The following is a 13,728-nucleotide window of genomic DNA, read 5'->3' as shown; positions in this document are numbered from 1 at the left end:
AATTAATTAAGCTCTTCCATTCATAGCGGTTAACATATTCCCATAAACTCCATTCAAGGAAGAAAGATTGTTCGCCAGCGATCCCATTTGATCTTTAAGTTTAGATGCATTTTCTGCAACTTCCTGATTGATCTCCGATTGTCTTGCAGAAGATTCCACCTGTACTTTATATAAATTGTTCAAGGTTTCCATTTGAGCAGCAGCCATTGTTAACTCTTCGCTGTATTTTCTTTGAGAAGCCATCGCATCTACGGTAGGAGATATGGATTTTGCAGCTCCCTCAAAATTACGGATACTGTCTCCAAGACTATTCATTAAGTTAGCGTCAATTTTAGCCTCCCTAAGCATATCGTCCAGTTTTTTGGAAAGAGAAATATCGGTTTCTTTATTTTCTTCTATCAAAGATTGTCTTTCTGCTGCAACCCCTCCAGCCAATTCCGGATAAACAAGAGACCAATCCAGGCTATCATCCACAGGTTCAAATGCTGAAACAGCAAAAACGATGGCTTCGGTTACAAGCCCAAGTATTAGCATTTCGTTACCATAAGGCCAGTGCATAATTTTAAAAAGTGCTCCCAGAATTACAACGGATGCACCTAAACCATACACCATATTCATTATTTTCATTTTATTCTTTGCATTAGCCATAGTAAAAAGATATTAGTTGATTTTTTGGTTATTGTATAAATAGGTTAAAGTAAAAGGTTCTAATTTTTTGGAGGTTGGTTTAAGGTAATATCTGTTCCTAGATAATCCTGAACAGTCCTGAAACCTATATAACTTCTCGCTGTATCCGCAAATTCGTAATCCCGGGTGCTCACTTGTAAAAAGTATGCAACATCTTTCCAGGAACCTCCACGAACAACTTTTCGGAAATCATCATCATTATTCACATTCGGGTTCATAGAAGACATATATTCATAGGAAGAGGGGTCGTAGGAAGAATTCACCCATTCCGAAACATTTCCTGCCATATTATATAGATTATAATCATTGGGCTCATAGGACTTTGCTTCTACAGTATACAAAGCCTGATCTGCAGCATAATCCCCTCTTAAAGGCTTAAAATTGGCCATAAAACAACCGCGATCATTTTTGGCATAAGGGCCTCCCCATGGATACGTAGCCGATTGCAACCCGCCACGTGCAGCATATTCCCATTCTGCTTCTGTAGGTAATCTATAGGTGGGAACATCTTGTTCTCCTTTTTTCTTTCTGAATGCATTATGATATAATGTTCTCCATTGAGTAAAGGCCTTAGCCTGCTCCCAGGTTACCCCAACAACCGGATAATCATCAAAGGCTGTATGCCAGTAGTAATCATTATGCATAGGTTCGTTATAGGAATAATTGAAATCTTTGATCCAAACTGCTGTATCCGGATAAACCAATACTTCTTCCGTTCGTATAAAATCGCTTCGTTTTTGAGCTTTAGATCTTGCCGCCGCCTGGATATCCATCCAACGGTACTTAAACTTTAATTTCTTGACATCAATGGTGCGTTGGCCGTTGTATGATTCTTCCAAAGGAATGTACATGGTATCCATGACCCTAGCATAAGCTTCATCCGGATAATCCCGGGTATCCCAAATAATATCAATATCCTTGTTAAGCTTTCTTCCCTGGTAATCTTCAGAAAATGATGTGTAATTATCAAACATATACTTTTCATAAACAGTCATGTTCTCAGTGTCACTGTCTAAAAAGGCGAATTCCCCAATTCCATCATCACCGGCAACCTTTCCTTCAAAATCCGCTTCAATAGCCAATCTCATTCTAACGATAGAATCCCGAACCCAATTGGTAAACTGACGATATTCTGCATTGGTTATTTCCGTTTCATCCATATAAAAAGAACGTACAGTTACTGTTTTAGGTGGAGCATTTTTCATGTCTGCAATGTCATCATCAGCCTTACCCATGATAAAGGCACCTCCCGGCACCAATGTCATCCCATAAGGTTTCTCCGGATTCCACTTTTTTCCTTGTGCACCAACCAGCTGACCACGATCTCCACGGCTACAACCAGCAAGAATCGCAAGAATGGCAATAAGCGAAATGATTTTCTTCATAATATCTTTCAGGGTTACGGCAAATTTTATTTAGGTGGTAAACCTATCCAATTATTTTATAAAAAACAATAGGAAGGGTAAAAATACAACTAAATCTTAATAAGCCATTTTTTTATAATTCGTTCTTTCTCTTTGTTTTGTACCATCTTTCAGGAATTACTTGATTACAGGCTTCCAAATAATCCTCCTCACTGCAAGGTAATAACGTATGCCTTTTTAATTTAGTATTGGAATTGGAAATAAATGGTATTTCTATCCACCATCTTCCGCTTACCGGGCTTTTAAAAAACACAAGTACCTCATCATCAATAGGCACCTGATATTTTATAAAATCCTTTTTTGCTGAAAGAGTATCTTCATCAGTTCTGTAATTCACTCCTTCAATAAAATACCAAAGCATTTGAGCGATGAGCATATTTCCGGTTTCAGAAATATCTGAAGAATATTCATATACTCCAAAAGAGCTTACCTTATCGCTAATCCCTGCATAACGGGAAAGTGCACAAATTTCTTTTCCGTCAAAACCATTGGGGGAATTTTGATGATTCCTTCCTATAACCGAAGAATTCACTGCGCCCAAATCTATTCCAACCAAATTGGCATCCCGCATAACAGGTTCAATGCTGGTTATGTTTTTTGACACTTCCCCCAACCTGTAGGCATCAAAGAATAAGCGCTCCATCAATCCTATTTCATCCTGTGAATTGAAATAGGTTTGATACCCCACATTTGAATAATTGAACAAATTATAAGGTTTATTCACAACAATCTTCCCAATGTAAGACCGGTTGCTTATAGGTTTCTCTGCATCGCCCAAATCAAAACGGCTGTCTATATTTACAAGGTTCACCATTTGGGAAATCGTATCATAGGCGCGGTATTGGGCATATATCAAATCCTGACTCCCCCCTAAAATAACCGGAATAATCTTTTGCTTAACAAGCTCTTTAACCAGGGTTTGTACCGCAAAATATGTGTCTTCTACGGTTTCTCCCTTTTCTATATCTCCAAGATCTGCGATATTCAAATACCAGTTTCCCGGAAATAAACTATAAAATGATCTACGAATTCCATTGAAGTTCAGGAATTCATTTTCATTTTTAATTGCAAGTCGATTTTCCTTAACTCCAAAAACAGCAATTCTAATTCCCTCCAATTCCGGAACTCCGGATTTTTCAGAATGCATTTTTATTTGCCCTTTTAGGGTGTTGGATTCAAAAGAATTAATTTCTTCCAGAAATTCCTCTTCCAGGGGATTTAAAAATTCAAAATCCATTAATTACTTCTTTTTTGTGGTGGTTTTTTTAGACGTGGCTGCTTTCTTCTTCGCAGCCGGCTTCTTTTTGGCAGGTTTCTTGGTTTTTTTATCCAGGATCTCTTTGACTTCCTCTAAAGTTAATTTTGAAGCATCCACTGTTTTTGGCAATTCTATTTTGGTTTTTCCCTTTAGGATGTTGGAACGGCCCCAGCGTGCTTTTTCAACTCTGATTCCTTCCTCTTCCCAATTATGGATAACCTTATCAATTTCTTTTTGCTTCTTGTTTTCGACCAATTCCTCGATCTCTGCATCGCTTAAATTATCGAAATCATACTTTTTATTAACGTTGATAAAGATATCATTCCACTTTAAAAATGGACCGAATCTCCCTACCCCCTTTTGGACAGGTTTTCCTTCATAAACATATATGGGCGCATCTGCTTTTTCCTTGGCTTTAATCAATTCCAAAGCCCTTTCCATATCCACAATCATTGGATCTTCTCCTTTATCAAGAGAAACAAAGGTTTTACCATAGCGTACATAAGGACCAAAACGTCCATTATTCACCTCTACTGTTTCGCCTTCATATTCCCCAATTTCCTTGGGAAGTTTGAACAAATCCATAGCTTCCTCATAGGTAATCGAGCCTAAAGATTGATCTGGCATCAGGCCGGCAAAACGGGGTTTTTCATCATCCTCTACAGAACCAATTTGTACCATAGGCCCAAATTTACCCAACCGCACACTCACCGGTTTTCCGGTTTCAGGATCTTCCCCAAGAATTCGTTCCCCTACTTCTCTTTCTGCATTTTCGGCAACATCCAGAACCTGAGGATGAAATTCTGAGTAGAAATCCCGCATCATTTTGGTCCATTCTTCATTTCCTTCAGCAATATCATCAAAACTCTGCTCCACTTTGGCAGTGAAATTATAATCCAGAATGTTTGAGAAATGATTTACCAAAAAGTCATTTACAACAGTTCCAACCGCGGTAGGAACCAATTTACCTTTATCACTGCCTACCGTCTCCGATAGCTGTTTTTCATTGAATTTATCATTCTTAAGAATCAATTGGGCATAATTTCGTTCCATCCCTTCTACCGAACCTTTTTCGATATAATTTCTGTTTTGAATGGTGGAAATAGTTGGCGCATAAGTGGAAGGACGGCCAATTCCAAGTTCTTCCAGTTTTTTCACCAAAGAAGCTTCCGTATATCGATATGGCGGCCTTGTAAATCTTTCGGTAGCGGTTATATAATTGTTTTCCAGCCTTTCATTTATCTTTAGTGCAGGCAACATTCCCTCCTGCTCCTCTTCTTCATCATCGCTTCCTTCCAGATAAACTTTTAAAAAGCCGTCAAAAATTAAGACTTCCCCGTTGGCTGTAAACTGATTTTTGTGTTTATCGGCATCGATCTTTACATTGGTTCGCTCCAACTCTGCTTCACTCATTTGAGACGCAACAGTACGCTTCCAAATCAGTTCGTACAGGCGTTCCTCATCGCGATCGGCTTTTACTGTATGATTTTCAAAGTTGGTGGGACGAATAGCCTCGTGTGCTTCCTGAGCCCCTTTTGATTTCCCTTTGAATTGCCTGGTTTTTGAATATTTCTCTCCGTAGGATTTAAGGATCTCCTGTTTAGCGCCTTTCCTGGCATCTTCAGAAAGATTCACACTATCGGTTCTCATATAGGTAATATGACCAGCCTCATATAAACGTTGAGCCATTGTCATGGTCTTACTTACTGAAAAATATAATTTCCTGGCAGCCTCCTGTTGCAACGTAGAAGTTGTAAATGGTGCTGCCGGTGATTTTTTTGCAGGCTTGGTAGAAAGATCGGCTACTTTAAATTTGGCTTCTATATTTTTCTTCAGAAAATCTTCTGCTTCTTTTTTAGTGTCAAAATTCTTCGGAAGCTTCGCCTTGAAGGTTTTTCCTTCTTCCGTAGTAAACTCGGCATCGATTCTGAAAGAGGCTTCTGCTTTAAAATCTTCTATCTCCCGCTCTCGTTCTACAATCAATCTTACCGAAACAGATTGCACTCTTCCAGCTGAAAGTCCGCCTTTTACCTTTCTCCATAATATAGGAGAAAGTTCATATCCCACCAATCTGTCCAGCACTCTTCTTGCCTGTTGCGCATTTACCAGGTTATAATCTATACTTCTTGGATTGTCGATCGCTTTTAAAATAGCGGTTTTGGTAATCTCATGAAATACGATCCGTCTTGTTTTATCTTTATCCAGCTTTAACTCTTCTGCCAGGTGCCATGCGATGGCTTCTCCCTCCCGGTCTTCATCACTCGCCAGCCAAACAATTTCAGCGGTCTTGGCCAGTTTCCTGAGTTTAGCCACCACATCCTTCTTATCTTTATTAACGATATATTTAGGTTTAAAATCTCCCTCCGTATCTACGCCCAATTCCTTGGTTGGTAAATCGGCGATATGACCAAAACTGGAGGCTACGGTATAATCCTTGCCTAAAAATTTCTCAATGGTTTTTGCCTTGGCCGGAGATTCCACAATCACTAAATTCTTTGCCATAAATCTTTATTTTCTAGGTGCAAAAGTAGGGCAATTTTTAAATATGCTGTTCTTTTACTAAAAAATCCGCTTTACTTTCTTAAAATTACCGGTTAAATTTCTATGCTGTCACTTTGTCACAACTTAACTAAAAGCTATCTTTGCGAGCTAAACAAACGAAAGCTTGAGAAGGAGTTATGGAGAAGATCATAGATGAAGAATTGCAGGGAAATTCCCTGATACTGGAGCCTAAAACAAAAAATAACCGAAAACTTTTTATTGAAAGTTACGGATGCCAGATGAACTTTAGCGATAGCGAGGTGGTGGCTTCCATTCTTCAGAAAGAAGGATTTAACACCACCCAAAATTTAGAAGAGGCAGATCTTGTTTTGGTAAACACCTGTTCCATTAGGGATAAAGCAGAACAAACCGTACGTAAACGTCTGGAAAAATATAATGCCGTCAAAAAAATAAATCCAAAGATGAAAGTGGGCGTCTTAGGCTGTATGGCCGAACGTTTGAAAAGCAAATTTTTGGAAGAGGAAAAAATCGTTGATCTTGTGGTTGGACCAGATGCCTATAAAGATTTACCAAATTTAATAAAAGAAGTTGAAGAAGGACGGAACGCGGTAAATGTGATCCTCTCGAAAGAGGAAACCTATGGCGACATTTCTCCGGTGCGGTTACAAAGCAACGGCGTTTCTGCGTTTGTTTCCATAACAAGAGGTTGTGATAATATGTGTACTTTTTGCGTTGTACCATTCACACGAGGTCGCGAAAGAAGTCGGGATCCTCAAAGCATTCTTGAGGAAGTGAGGGATCTTGCTGTAAAAGGCTACAAGGAAATCACCCTGCTGGGTCAAAATGTTGATAGTTATTTATGGTATGGAGGCGGACTCAAGAAAGATTTTAAAACCGCTTCTGAAATCCAGAAGGCTACTGCAACCGGTTTTACCAATCTTTTGAAGATGGTTGCTGAAGACCAGCCTGATATGAGAATACGGTTTTCTACTTCGAATCCGCAGGATATGACCCTGGATGTGATCAAGCTGATGTCCCAATATAAAAATATTTGCAACCACATTCATTTACCTGTTCAAAGTGGAAGCGATCGCATTTTAAAAGAGATGAATCGTTTGCATACACGTGAAGAATATTTCACGCTTATTGACAATATCCGAAAGATCCTGCCGGATTGTTCCATTTCTTCAGATCTGATCATAGGTTTCCCAACAGAAACTGAAGAGGATCATATTGATACTTTATCTTTAATGGATTATGTGAAATACGATTTTGAATACATGTACAGCTATTCAGACAGACCTGGCACCATGGCCTCCAGAAAACTGGAGGATGATGTCCCGGAAGAAGTGAAAAGCCAACGTTTAGCAGAAATTGTAGCCCTTCAAAGAAAACACAGTTTATACAGGACGCAGGAATTTCTTGGTAAAACAGTGGAAGTTCTCATCGAAAAAGAGTCAAAAAAATCGGAACTTGAATGGAGTGGCAGGACACAACAAAATACCGTTGCTGTTTTTCCGAAAGAACATTATAAAATAGGAGATTTTGTAATGGTGGAAATACTGGATTGTACCAGTGCAACCTTAAAGGGAAAAGCTGTTAAATAGCCCCCCGACCCCCGAAAGGGATAGGAACCAGCTGATGTGAAAACTAAGAACATATTTTGAAAATAGCATGAAAATTTTAAAAACAAATAAAAATAATAACGGCTCAAACTCACCCTACCGGGGCTGGGTGGCTTTTAATTCTCCTTTTGGGGATTAGCGAATCAACATATGGAATCTATACAGGCAATAAAACAGCGTTTTGAGATTATAGGGAATGACCCTAAACTCAATCGGGCAGTGGAGAAAGCTATGCAGGTAGCTCCCACAGATATTTCGGTGTTGGTTACCGGGGAAAGCGGAGTAGGGAAAGAAAGCATTCCCAAGATCATACACGCCCTGTCTCACAGAAAGCATGGAAAATACATCGCGGTAAATTGTGGCGCAATCCCAGAGGGAACTATAGACAGCGAACTGTTTGGCCATGAAAAAGGATCATTTACAGGCGCTAACCAAGCCAGAAACGGCTATTTTGAAGTTGCCGATGGCGGAACGATTTTTCTGGATGAAGTTGGCGAACTTCCGCTAACCACCCAGGTAAGACTTTTAAGGGTTTTGGAGAACGGGGAATTTATCAAGGTTGGTTCCTCAAAAGTTCAACAAACCGATGTTCGGATTGTGGCAGCCACAAATTTAAATATGTTTGAAGCCATTAAAAAGGAAAGATTCCGCGAGGACCTTTATTACAGGTTAAGTACCATAGAAATCAATTTACCGCCACTACGGGACAGAAAGGAAGATATTCACTTATTATTCCGGAAATTTGCTGCAGATTTTGCCCTGAAATATAAAATGCCCACCGTGCGGCTTGAAGATGATGCCGTGGAGGTACTTTTGAGTTATAAATGGGGAGGAAACATCCGGCAATTGCGAAACATCGCCGAACAAATTTCTGTTTTAGAACAAAAACGAAGCATCAACGCAAAAGACCTGAAATCCTATCTCCCGGATATTGGAAGTAATTTACCTGCAGTTATTGCCGACAAGAAAAAAGCGGCCGATTTCAGCAATGAAAGGGAGATCCTCTACAAGGTTCTTTTCGATATGAAAAATGACTTGAATGACCTTAAAAAGCTCACCATGGAATTGATGGAAAGCGGTAACCACAAAAAAGTTCAGGAAGAACAGGAAGGACTTATTCAGAAGATCTATGGTGATGAAGAGGATATAGAATCTGAAGACATGGAGGACGAGGAAATGGAAGTACTACAAATTGCACAAAATCAGCAGGAAAATAAAAAAGATAAGTATTATTTTGCTGAAGAAATTGAAGAGGAAGAAACACTTTCCCTTCAGGATAAGGAACTGGAGCTTATAAAAAAATCTTTGGAAAGACATAGCGGAAAACGAAAAACCGCTGCGGAAGAACTCGGTATCAGCGAACGGACCTTATACCGAAAAATAAAACAATATAATCTATAATAAATCTCACACCGGGCAGAAATTCGGTGTCATTGGATGAAAAAAATCAAGATCATAATTTTCTCAATAAGCCTTTTAACGATGGCCTCCTGTGGCATCTATTCCTTTACAGGAGCCGATACCGGAGGTGCTACCACGTTTCAGGTTAATTATTTTCAAAATGCGGCAAATCTTGTAGAACCTGGAATTGAGCGAACTTTTACACTGGAGCTTCAGGATCTTATACAAAACCAAACAAATTTAAGCCTTACAAATTCGGGTGGGGATTTGATCTATGAAGGAGAAATTGTAGATTATTATATTGCTCCTATCACTGCAACAGCACAAAATACAGCTGCCCAAAACAGGATCACTATTTCGGTAAATGTTAGGTTTTATAACTCCCTGGATCCTAAAAGGGATTTTGAAAGACGTTTTTCATTTTATTATGATTATCCCGCTAATTCACAATTAACAGGCCCCGTACTTGAAACAGCGCTGGATGAAATTTACAGCAGGATCACTCAGGATATATTTAATGCTTCACTTACAAACTGGTAATGACTGCAAAGGAACTGACATATTTATTCGAAAATTCGGCTTCCATATCCAGTGAAGATACCGCAAGACTGGAAAGTATACTTCAGGAACACCCCTGTTTTCAGGCGGTACACGCAATTCATCTTAAAGGTCTGTATACACAAAACAGCCTTAATTACAATTCAGCTTTAAAAAAAACGGCAGCCTATACCCTTGACAGAAGTGTACTTTTTGAATTTATTACATCCAGGGATTTCATTCAGGATAAGGTGGCACTTCAAATTAAAAAACAGGAGGAGAATTTAAGGAATATCACTGTTTTTGAACCCACGGAAGTTTTTGGGACCAGGAGTATCATGATTGATGATGCCATCAAAATGAAGAAGAATGAATCTGAAAGGGTCATGGATCCCGGATTGTTTGAAAGGCCGGCAATCCAACCCTTAGAAGAAGAAATACCGGAAAAAAGTAGTTCCGAAGATTTTCCGGAAGTCGGAAGTCCATTGGATTTCAATGCTTCCGAAACACATTCCTTTTCAGAATGGCTTTCGCTAACGAGGGCGAAACCTATTGAGAGAGAAAATGAAAACACCAATAGTACTTCAGATTCCAAATCGCGACAATTTGAATTAATAGATCATTTTATATCCAAAAGTCCGAAGATAAAACCCAATACCCAATTTACATCCAACAACCTGGCGGCAGACAGAGGTGTGCCACCGGAGGCCCTGATGACAGAGACTCTGGCCCGGGTTTACCTGGAACAAAAAAACTATAAAAAGGCTATACAGGCCTATAAAATTTTAATTTTGAAAAATCCCGAAAAAAGTGGTTCCTTTGCAGACCAAATTCGGGCAATTAAGAAATTACAAGAAAATAACACAGTACAAGAATGAGCACATTCACTATCTTTTTAGCATTAATAATTATTGTAGCATTTTTACTGGTAATAGTAATCATGGTTCAAAACCCTAAAGGCGGCGGACTCTCTTCCTCATTTGGAGGTGGCGGTGGTCAACAATTGGGAGGAGTAAAGAAGACAACCGACTTTTTAGACAAAAGCACTTGGACTCTTGCAACTTTATTGCTGGCATTGATTTTATTATCCAACGTAACGATAATGGATGGAAATTCTCCATCTGAATCCAGAGTTATTGACGGAAAACCACAAGTTGAAACCAATGTTCCTGCTCCTGTGCAGTCTCCCGTTCAAAATCCTGAAGAAGACAACAACTAAGAAATACTATACTCTAAATAGGTTTAAATGCCAGCTTATGACAAGCTGGCATTTTTTATTTAATAATGTCAGGATTGTGGTAGTGGCATACTTTTGGTCAATTCAAGCATCATACAAGATAAATTAATTAACTAAAATAAATTACACAAATGGCTTTAAAAATTAAACCACTTTCAGACAGGGTACTCATAGAGCCTGCTGCTGCCGAGACAAAAACTGCCTCGGGAATTTACATCCCGGAAACCGCTAAAGAAAAACCTCAAAAGGGTAAAGTTGTCGCGGTTGGAAAAGGATCCAAAAAACACGAAATGACCGTTAAAGTTGGTGATGAAGTGCTTTATGGAAAATATGCAGGCACAGAACTTAAGTTAGAAGGTAAAGACTATCTTATTATGCGGGAAGAAGACATCCTCGCTATTGTATAAACTACACACCTGTAATTGTATTATGAAAGGATTTTCACGAACATAATCAAAATTACAAAATCAACTATTTTAAATTTAACCAAACCTTTCTGAAGAAGCAGTTTTCATTCAGAAATAAATTAAAAGTATAAAAAATGGCAAAAGATATAAAATACAATATTGCAGCTCGTGACGGAATTAAACGCGGGGTGGATGCATTGGCCAATGCAGTAAAGGTAACATTAGGTCCAAAAGGACGTAATGTGATTATAAGTAAATCATTTGGCGCACCAACAGTAACAAAAGATGGTGTTACCGTTGCAAAAGAAATAGAGTTGGAAGATCCATTGGAAAATATGGGAGCTCAAATGGTGAAGGAAGTGGCTTCCAGAACCAATGACCTTGCCGGAGATGGTACTACCACTGCTACAGTTTTGGCACAGGCAATCGTAAAAGAAGGCTTAAAAAATGTTGCTGCAGGTGCAAATCCAATGGATTTGAAACGCGGAATCGATAAAGCAGTTATTGCACTTACCGAAAATCTTGCAAAACAAACCAAAGAAGTTGGAAACTCTTCTGAAAAAATAAAGCAGGTAGCTTCTATTTCTGCAAATAATGATGACCATATTGGGGAGTTGATCGCTGAAGCCTTTTCAAAAGTTGGAAAAGATGGAGTTATCACTGTTGAAGAAGCAAAAGGAACTGAAACTCATGTAGATGTTGTTGAAGGAATGCAGTTTGATCGCGGATATCTATCTCCATACTTTGTTACAAACAGTGAGAAAATGACTTCAGATCTTGAAGATCCTTACATCCTGTTGTATGACAAAAAGATCTCTTCAATGAAGGATCTTTTACCAGTTTTGGAGCCAGTAGCACAATCTGGAAAACCATTATTGATCATCGCCGAAGATGTAGATGGCGAGGCTCTTGCTACCCTGGTAGTGAATAAACTTAGAGGTTCTTTAAAAATCGCTGCTGTTAAAGCTCCGGGATTTGGAGATCGCAGAAAGGCGATGTTGGAAGATATTGCCATCTTAACAGGCGGTACAGTAATTTCTGAAGAAAGAGGTTTTTCTCTGGAAAATGCTACCCTGGACATGCTTGGTAGCGCAGAGAAAATTGCTATCGATAAAGATAACACAACCATAGTAAATGGAGCCGGAGATAACAACGCGATCAAAGAACGTGTTAACCAGATAAAATCTCAGATTGAATCTACCACTTCAGACTATGACAAAGAAAAACTTCAGGAACGTCTTGCTAAATTGGCAGGTGGAGTTGCCGTACTATATGTAGGTGCTGCTTCAGAAGTTGAAATGAAAGAGAAAAAAGACCGCGTAGACGATGCGCTTAATGCAACCCGTGCAGCTATTGAAGAAGGCATTGTTGCCGGAGGTGGTGTTGCTTTGGTTCGCGCCAAGAAAGCTTTGGAATCTTTAAAAGGCGAAAATCCCGACGAAGAAACCGGAATTCAAATCGTGAATAGGGCTATTGAGTCTCCTTTACGCACCATTGTGGAGAATGCAGGTGGTGAAGGTTCGGTTGTGATCAATAAGGTATTGGAAGGCAAAAACAACTACGGTTATGATGCAAAAACCAACACCTATGTAGATATGATGAAAGCCGGTATTATAGATCCTAAAAAAGTTACCAGAATCGCACTTGAAAATGCAGCTTCTGTAGCCGGAATGATCTTAACTACCGAATGTGCTTTAATCGATATTAAAGAAGATAACTCCGGTGGCGGAATGCCAGGAGGAGGAATGGGTGGTGGAATGCCCGGAATGATGTAGTGATTAGATTTGAGACTTGAGACTTGACACTTGAGATTTTAAATTATAAACTTGAAACCCGCTTTGAAAGAAGCGGGTTTTTTATGTTAATAATTTAATTTGACAATTTATAGGTAAAAATCCTAAATTGGTAAAATACTATATTCATTATATGGAAATCTACATCGTTATCTGGCAATCGTTTATCTTTTTAAGCATTATATTGCTCCTTATCTCGGCTATTAGTATCCTTAGAAGCAACACCGATACAAATAAGAAAATATTGTGGATGTTAACGAGTCTGTTTATACCGTTTTTTGGCCCTGCTTATTATCTTTTAATTGGCAGAAAATAGTTCGTATAAGTATAAAGCATTTTGCTACATTTCTGCTCCTCTGAATTCAAATGCCCCTTTTCTAAGGTTAATTCCGTGTTCCATATATGCTTTAAGGCAGGCAAGAAAATTTGCCCAACCTTCGGTATTTCCGCCAAACCATTGAATCCCTGCTTTGTCATTTGCCATCTTTCCTTCGGTTACCTTTACCAGGGTACTTTTATCGGGCATTTCGGTAAGACTGATACTTACCAATAATTTCTTGTCCTTTGCTCCTTCCCATTCAAAAGAGATTAACTCATCGGGAATCAGCCTTTTTACTTCTATGAGCACCTCTCCTTCAAACTCCGGAAATTTCCATGTCACAGATTGCCCCTCTACCATTTCCCCGGTACTTTCGGAAATAAAATAATTATACATTTTTTCAGGATCTGTAATGGCTTCAAAGACCTCAGCTTTTGATTTGGAAATTTGAATTGCTGTTTTGATTTCTAACTGATCCATATTTTAAGTTTTAACTCTCTAATATATTTTTTTGATAGAACATGTCCCGGCCCAAACA

Annotated in this window: 13 protein-coding genes; 8 read left to right on the top strand and 5 right to left on the bottom strand. The window is 38.9% G+C overall.

The genetic code is table 11. The features are described 5' to 3' along the window. Nucleotides 1–6 precede the first annotated feature (6 nt). From porL to topA, 4 genes are all read right to left on the bottom strand, one after another. Nucleotides 7–648, bottom strand: a complete 642-nt coding sequence (gene porL, locus ACKGJN_RS05140; RefSeq protein WP_409538356.1) for a type IX secretion system motor protein PorL/GldL — start codon at nucleotides 646–648, stop codon at nucleotides 7–9. Between the two features lie 59 nt (nucleotides 649–707). Further along, nucleotides 708–2,072, bottom strand: coding sequence for a T9SS ring complex lipoprotein PorK/GldK (gene porK / locus ACKGJN_RS05135; protein WP_409538355.1), 1,365 nt, complete (start codon nucleotides 2,070–2,072; stop codon nucleotides 708–710). A gap of 112 nt (nucleotides 2,073–2,184) precedes the next feature. After that, complete coding sequence (locus tag ACKGJN_RS05130) at nucleotides 2,185–3,348, bottom strand: formimidoylglutamase (RefSeq protein ID WP_409538354.1); 1,164 nt, start codon at nucleotides 3,346–3,348, stop codon at nucleotides 2,185–2,187. A 3-nt stretch (nucleotides 3,349–3,351) separates the two neighbouring features. After that, nucleotides 3,352–5,871, bottom strand: coding sequence for a type I DNA topoisomerase (topA, locus tag ACKGJN_RS05125; protein ID WP_409538353.1), 2,520 nt, complete (start codon nucleotides 5,869–5,871; stop codon nucleotides 3,352–3,354). A gap of 176 nt (nucleotides 5,872–6,047) precedes the next feature. On the opposite strand from topA, the gene miaB reads away from it, so the two are divergent. The 8 genes from miaB to ACKGJN_RS05085 all read left to right on the top strand — a co-directional run bounded on the left by miaB (nucleotide 6,048) and on the right by ACKGJN_RS05085 (nucleotide 13,187). Then, nucleotides 6,048–7,478 (top strand): tRNA (N6-isopentenyl adenosine(37)-C2)-methylthiotransferase MiaB, encoded by a 1,431-nt coding sequence (miaB, locus tag ACKGJN_RS05120; protein ID WP_409538352.1) that lies wholly within the window; start codon nucleotides 6,048–6,050, stop codon nucleotides 7,476–7,478. Nucleotides 7,479–7,646: 168 nt separating this feature from the next. Next, entirely contained in the window at nucleotides 7,647–8,897 is a 1,251-nt protein-coding gene (locus ACKGJN_RS05115; RefSeq protein ID WP_409538351.1) for a sigma-54 interaction domain-containing protein, read from the top strand. Nucleotides 8,898–8,933: 36 nt separating this feature from the next. Continuing rightward, entirely contained in the window at nucleotides 8,934–9,437 is a 504-nt protein-coding gene (locus tag ACKGJN_RS05110) for an LptE family protein (RefSeq protein WP_409538350.1), read from the top strand. Beyond that, complete coding sequence (locus tag ACKGJN_RS05105) at nucleotides 9,437–10,312, top strand: tetratricopeptide repeat protein (RefSeq protein ID WP_409538349.1); 876 nt, start codon at nucleotides 9,437–9,439, stop codon at nucleotides 10,310–10,312. The genes ACKGJN_RS05110 and ACKGJN_RS05105 overlap by 1 nt, the downstream gene beginning before the upstream one ends. Beyond that, complete coding sequence (gene secG / locus ACKGJN_RS05100; RefSeq protein ID WP_409538348.1) at nucleotides 10,309–10,653, top strand: preprotein translocase subunit SecG; 345 nt, start codon at nucleotides 10,309–10,311, stop codon at nucleotides 10,651–10,653. The genes ACKGJN_RS05105 and secG overlap by 4 nt, the downstream gene beginning before the upstream one ends. A gap of 149 nt (nucleotides 10,654–10,802) precedes the next feature. Then, nucleotides 10,803–11,078, top strand: a complete 276-nt coding sequence (locus ACKGJN_RS05095; protein WP_006989659.1) for a co-chaperone GroES — start codon at nucleotides 10,803–10,805, stop codon at nucleotides 11,076–11,078. Between the two features lie 134 nt (nucleotides 11,079–11,212). Continuing rightward, nucleotides 11,213–12,853, top strand: coding sequence for a chaperonin GroEL (groL, locus tag ACKGJN_RS05090; RefSeq protein ID WP_409538347.1), 1,641 nt, complete (start codon nucleotides 11,213–11,215; stop codon nucleotides 12,851–12,853). A 151-nt stretch (nucleotides 12,854–13,004) separates the two neighbouring features. Next, nucleotides 13,005–13,187 carry a PLD nuclease N-terminal domain-containing protein gene (locus tag ACKGJN_RS05085; RefSeq protein WP_409538346.1) on the top strand — a complete coding sequence of 61 codons (183 nt, stop codon included), beginning with the start codon at nucleotides 13,005–13,007 and terminating at the stop codon, nucleotides 13,185–13,187. A gap of 24 nt (nucleotides 13,188–13,211) precedes the next feature. On the opposite strand, the gene ACKGJN_RS05080 is transcribed toward ACKGJN_RS05085, so the two are convergent. Next, nucleotides 13,212–13,670, bottom strand: a complete 459-nt coding sequence (locus ACKGJN_RS05080) for an SRPBCC domain-containing protein (protein ID WP_409538345.1) — start codon at nucleotides 13,668–13,670, stop codon at nucleotides 13,212–13,214. Nucleotides 13,671–13,728: the final 58 nt, after the last annotated feature.

Source organism: Gillisia xinjiangensis (assembly GCF_046298265.1).
In the GTDB taxonomy this organism is placed as follows: Bacteria; Bacteroidota; Bacteroidia; order Flavobacteriales; family Flavobacteriaceae; genus Gillisia; species Gillisia xinjiangensis.
The sequence above is the reverse complement of the archived record's forward strand: the minus strand, read 5'-3'. Positions and strand labels throughout refer to the sequence as shown.

Bases quoted from the DNA above. Each gene is read 5' to 3' on its own strand.
- ACKGJN_RS05110 (WP_409538350.1), top strand. From the start codon at position 8,934: ATGAAAAAAATCAAGATCATAATTTTCTCAATAAGCCTTTTAACGATG.
- ACKGJN_RS05130 (WP_409538354.1), bottom strand. From the start codon at position 3,348: ATGGATTTTGAATTTTTAAATCCCCTGGAAGAGGAATTTCTGGAAGAA.
- ACKGJN_RS05095 (WP_006989659.1), top strand. From the start codon at position 10,803: ATGGCTTTAAAAATTAAACCACTTTCAGACAGGGTACTCATAGAGCCT.
- porK (WP_409538355.1), bottom strand. From the start codon at position 2,072: ATGAAGAAAATCATTTCGCTTATTGCCATTCTTGCGATTCTTGCTGGT.
- ACKGJN_RS05080 (WP_409538345.1), bottom strand. From the start codon at position 13,670: ATGGATCAGTTAGAAATCAAAACAGCAATTCAAATTTCCAAATCAAAA.
- ACKGJN_RS05115 (WP_409538351.1), top strand. From the start codon at position 7,647: ATGGAATCTATACAGGCAATAAAACAGCGTTTTGAGATTATAGGGAAT.
- ACKGJN_RS05085 (WP_409538346.1), top strand. From the start codon at position 13,005: ATGGAAATCTACATCGTTATCTGGCAATCGTTTATCTTTTTAAGCATT.
- ACKGJN_RS05105 (WP_409538349.1), top strand. From the start codon at position 9,437: ATGACTGCAAAGGAACTGACATATTTATTCGAAAATTCGGCTTCCATA.
- porL (WP_409538356.1), bottom strand. From the start codon at position 648: ATGGCTAATGCAAAGAATAAAATGAAAATAATGAATATGGTGTATGGT.
- miaB (WP_409538352.1), top strand. From the start codon at position 6,048: ATGGAGAAGATCATAGATGAAGAATTGCAGGGAAATTCCCTGATACTG.
- secG (WP_409538348.1), top strand. From the start codon at position 10,309: ATGAGCACATTCACTATCTTTTTAGCATTAATAATTATTGTAGCATTT.
- topA (WP_409538353.1), bottom strand. From the start codon at position 5,871: ATGGCAAAGAATTTAGTGATTGTGGAATCTCCGGCCAAGGCAAAAACC.
- groL (WP_409538347.1), top strand. From the start codon at position 11,213: ATGGCAAAAGATATAAAATACAATATTGCAGCTCGTGACGGAATTAAA.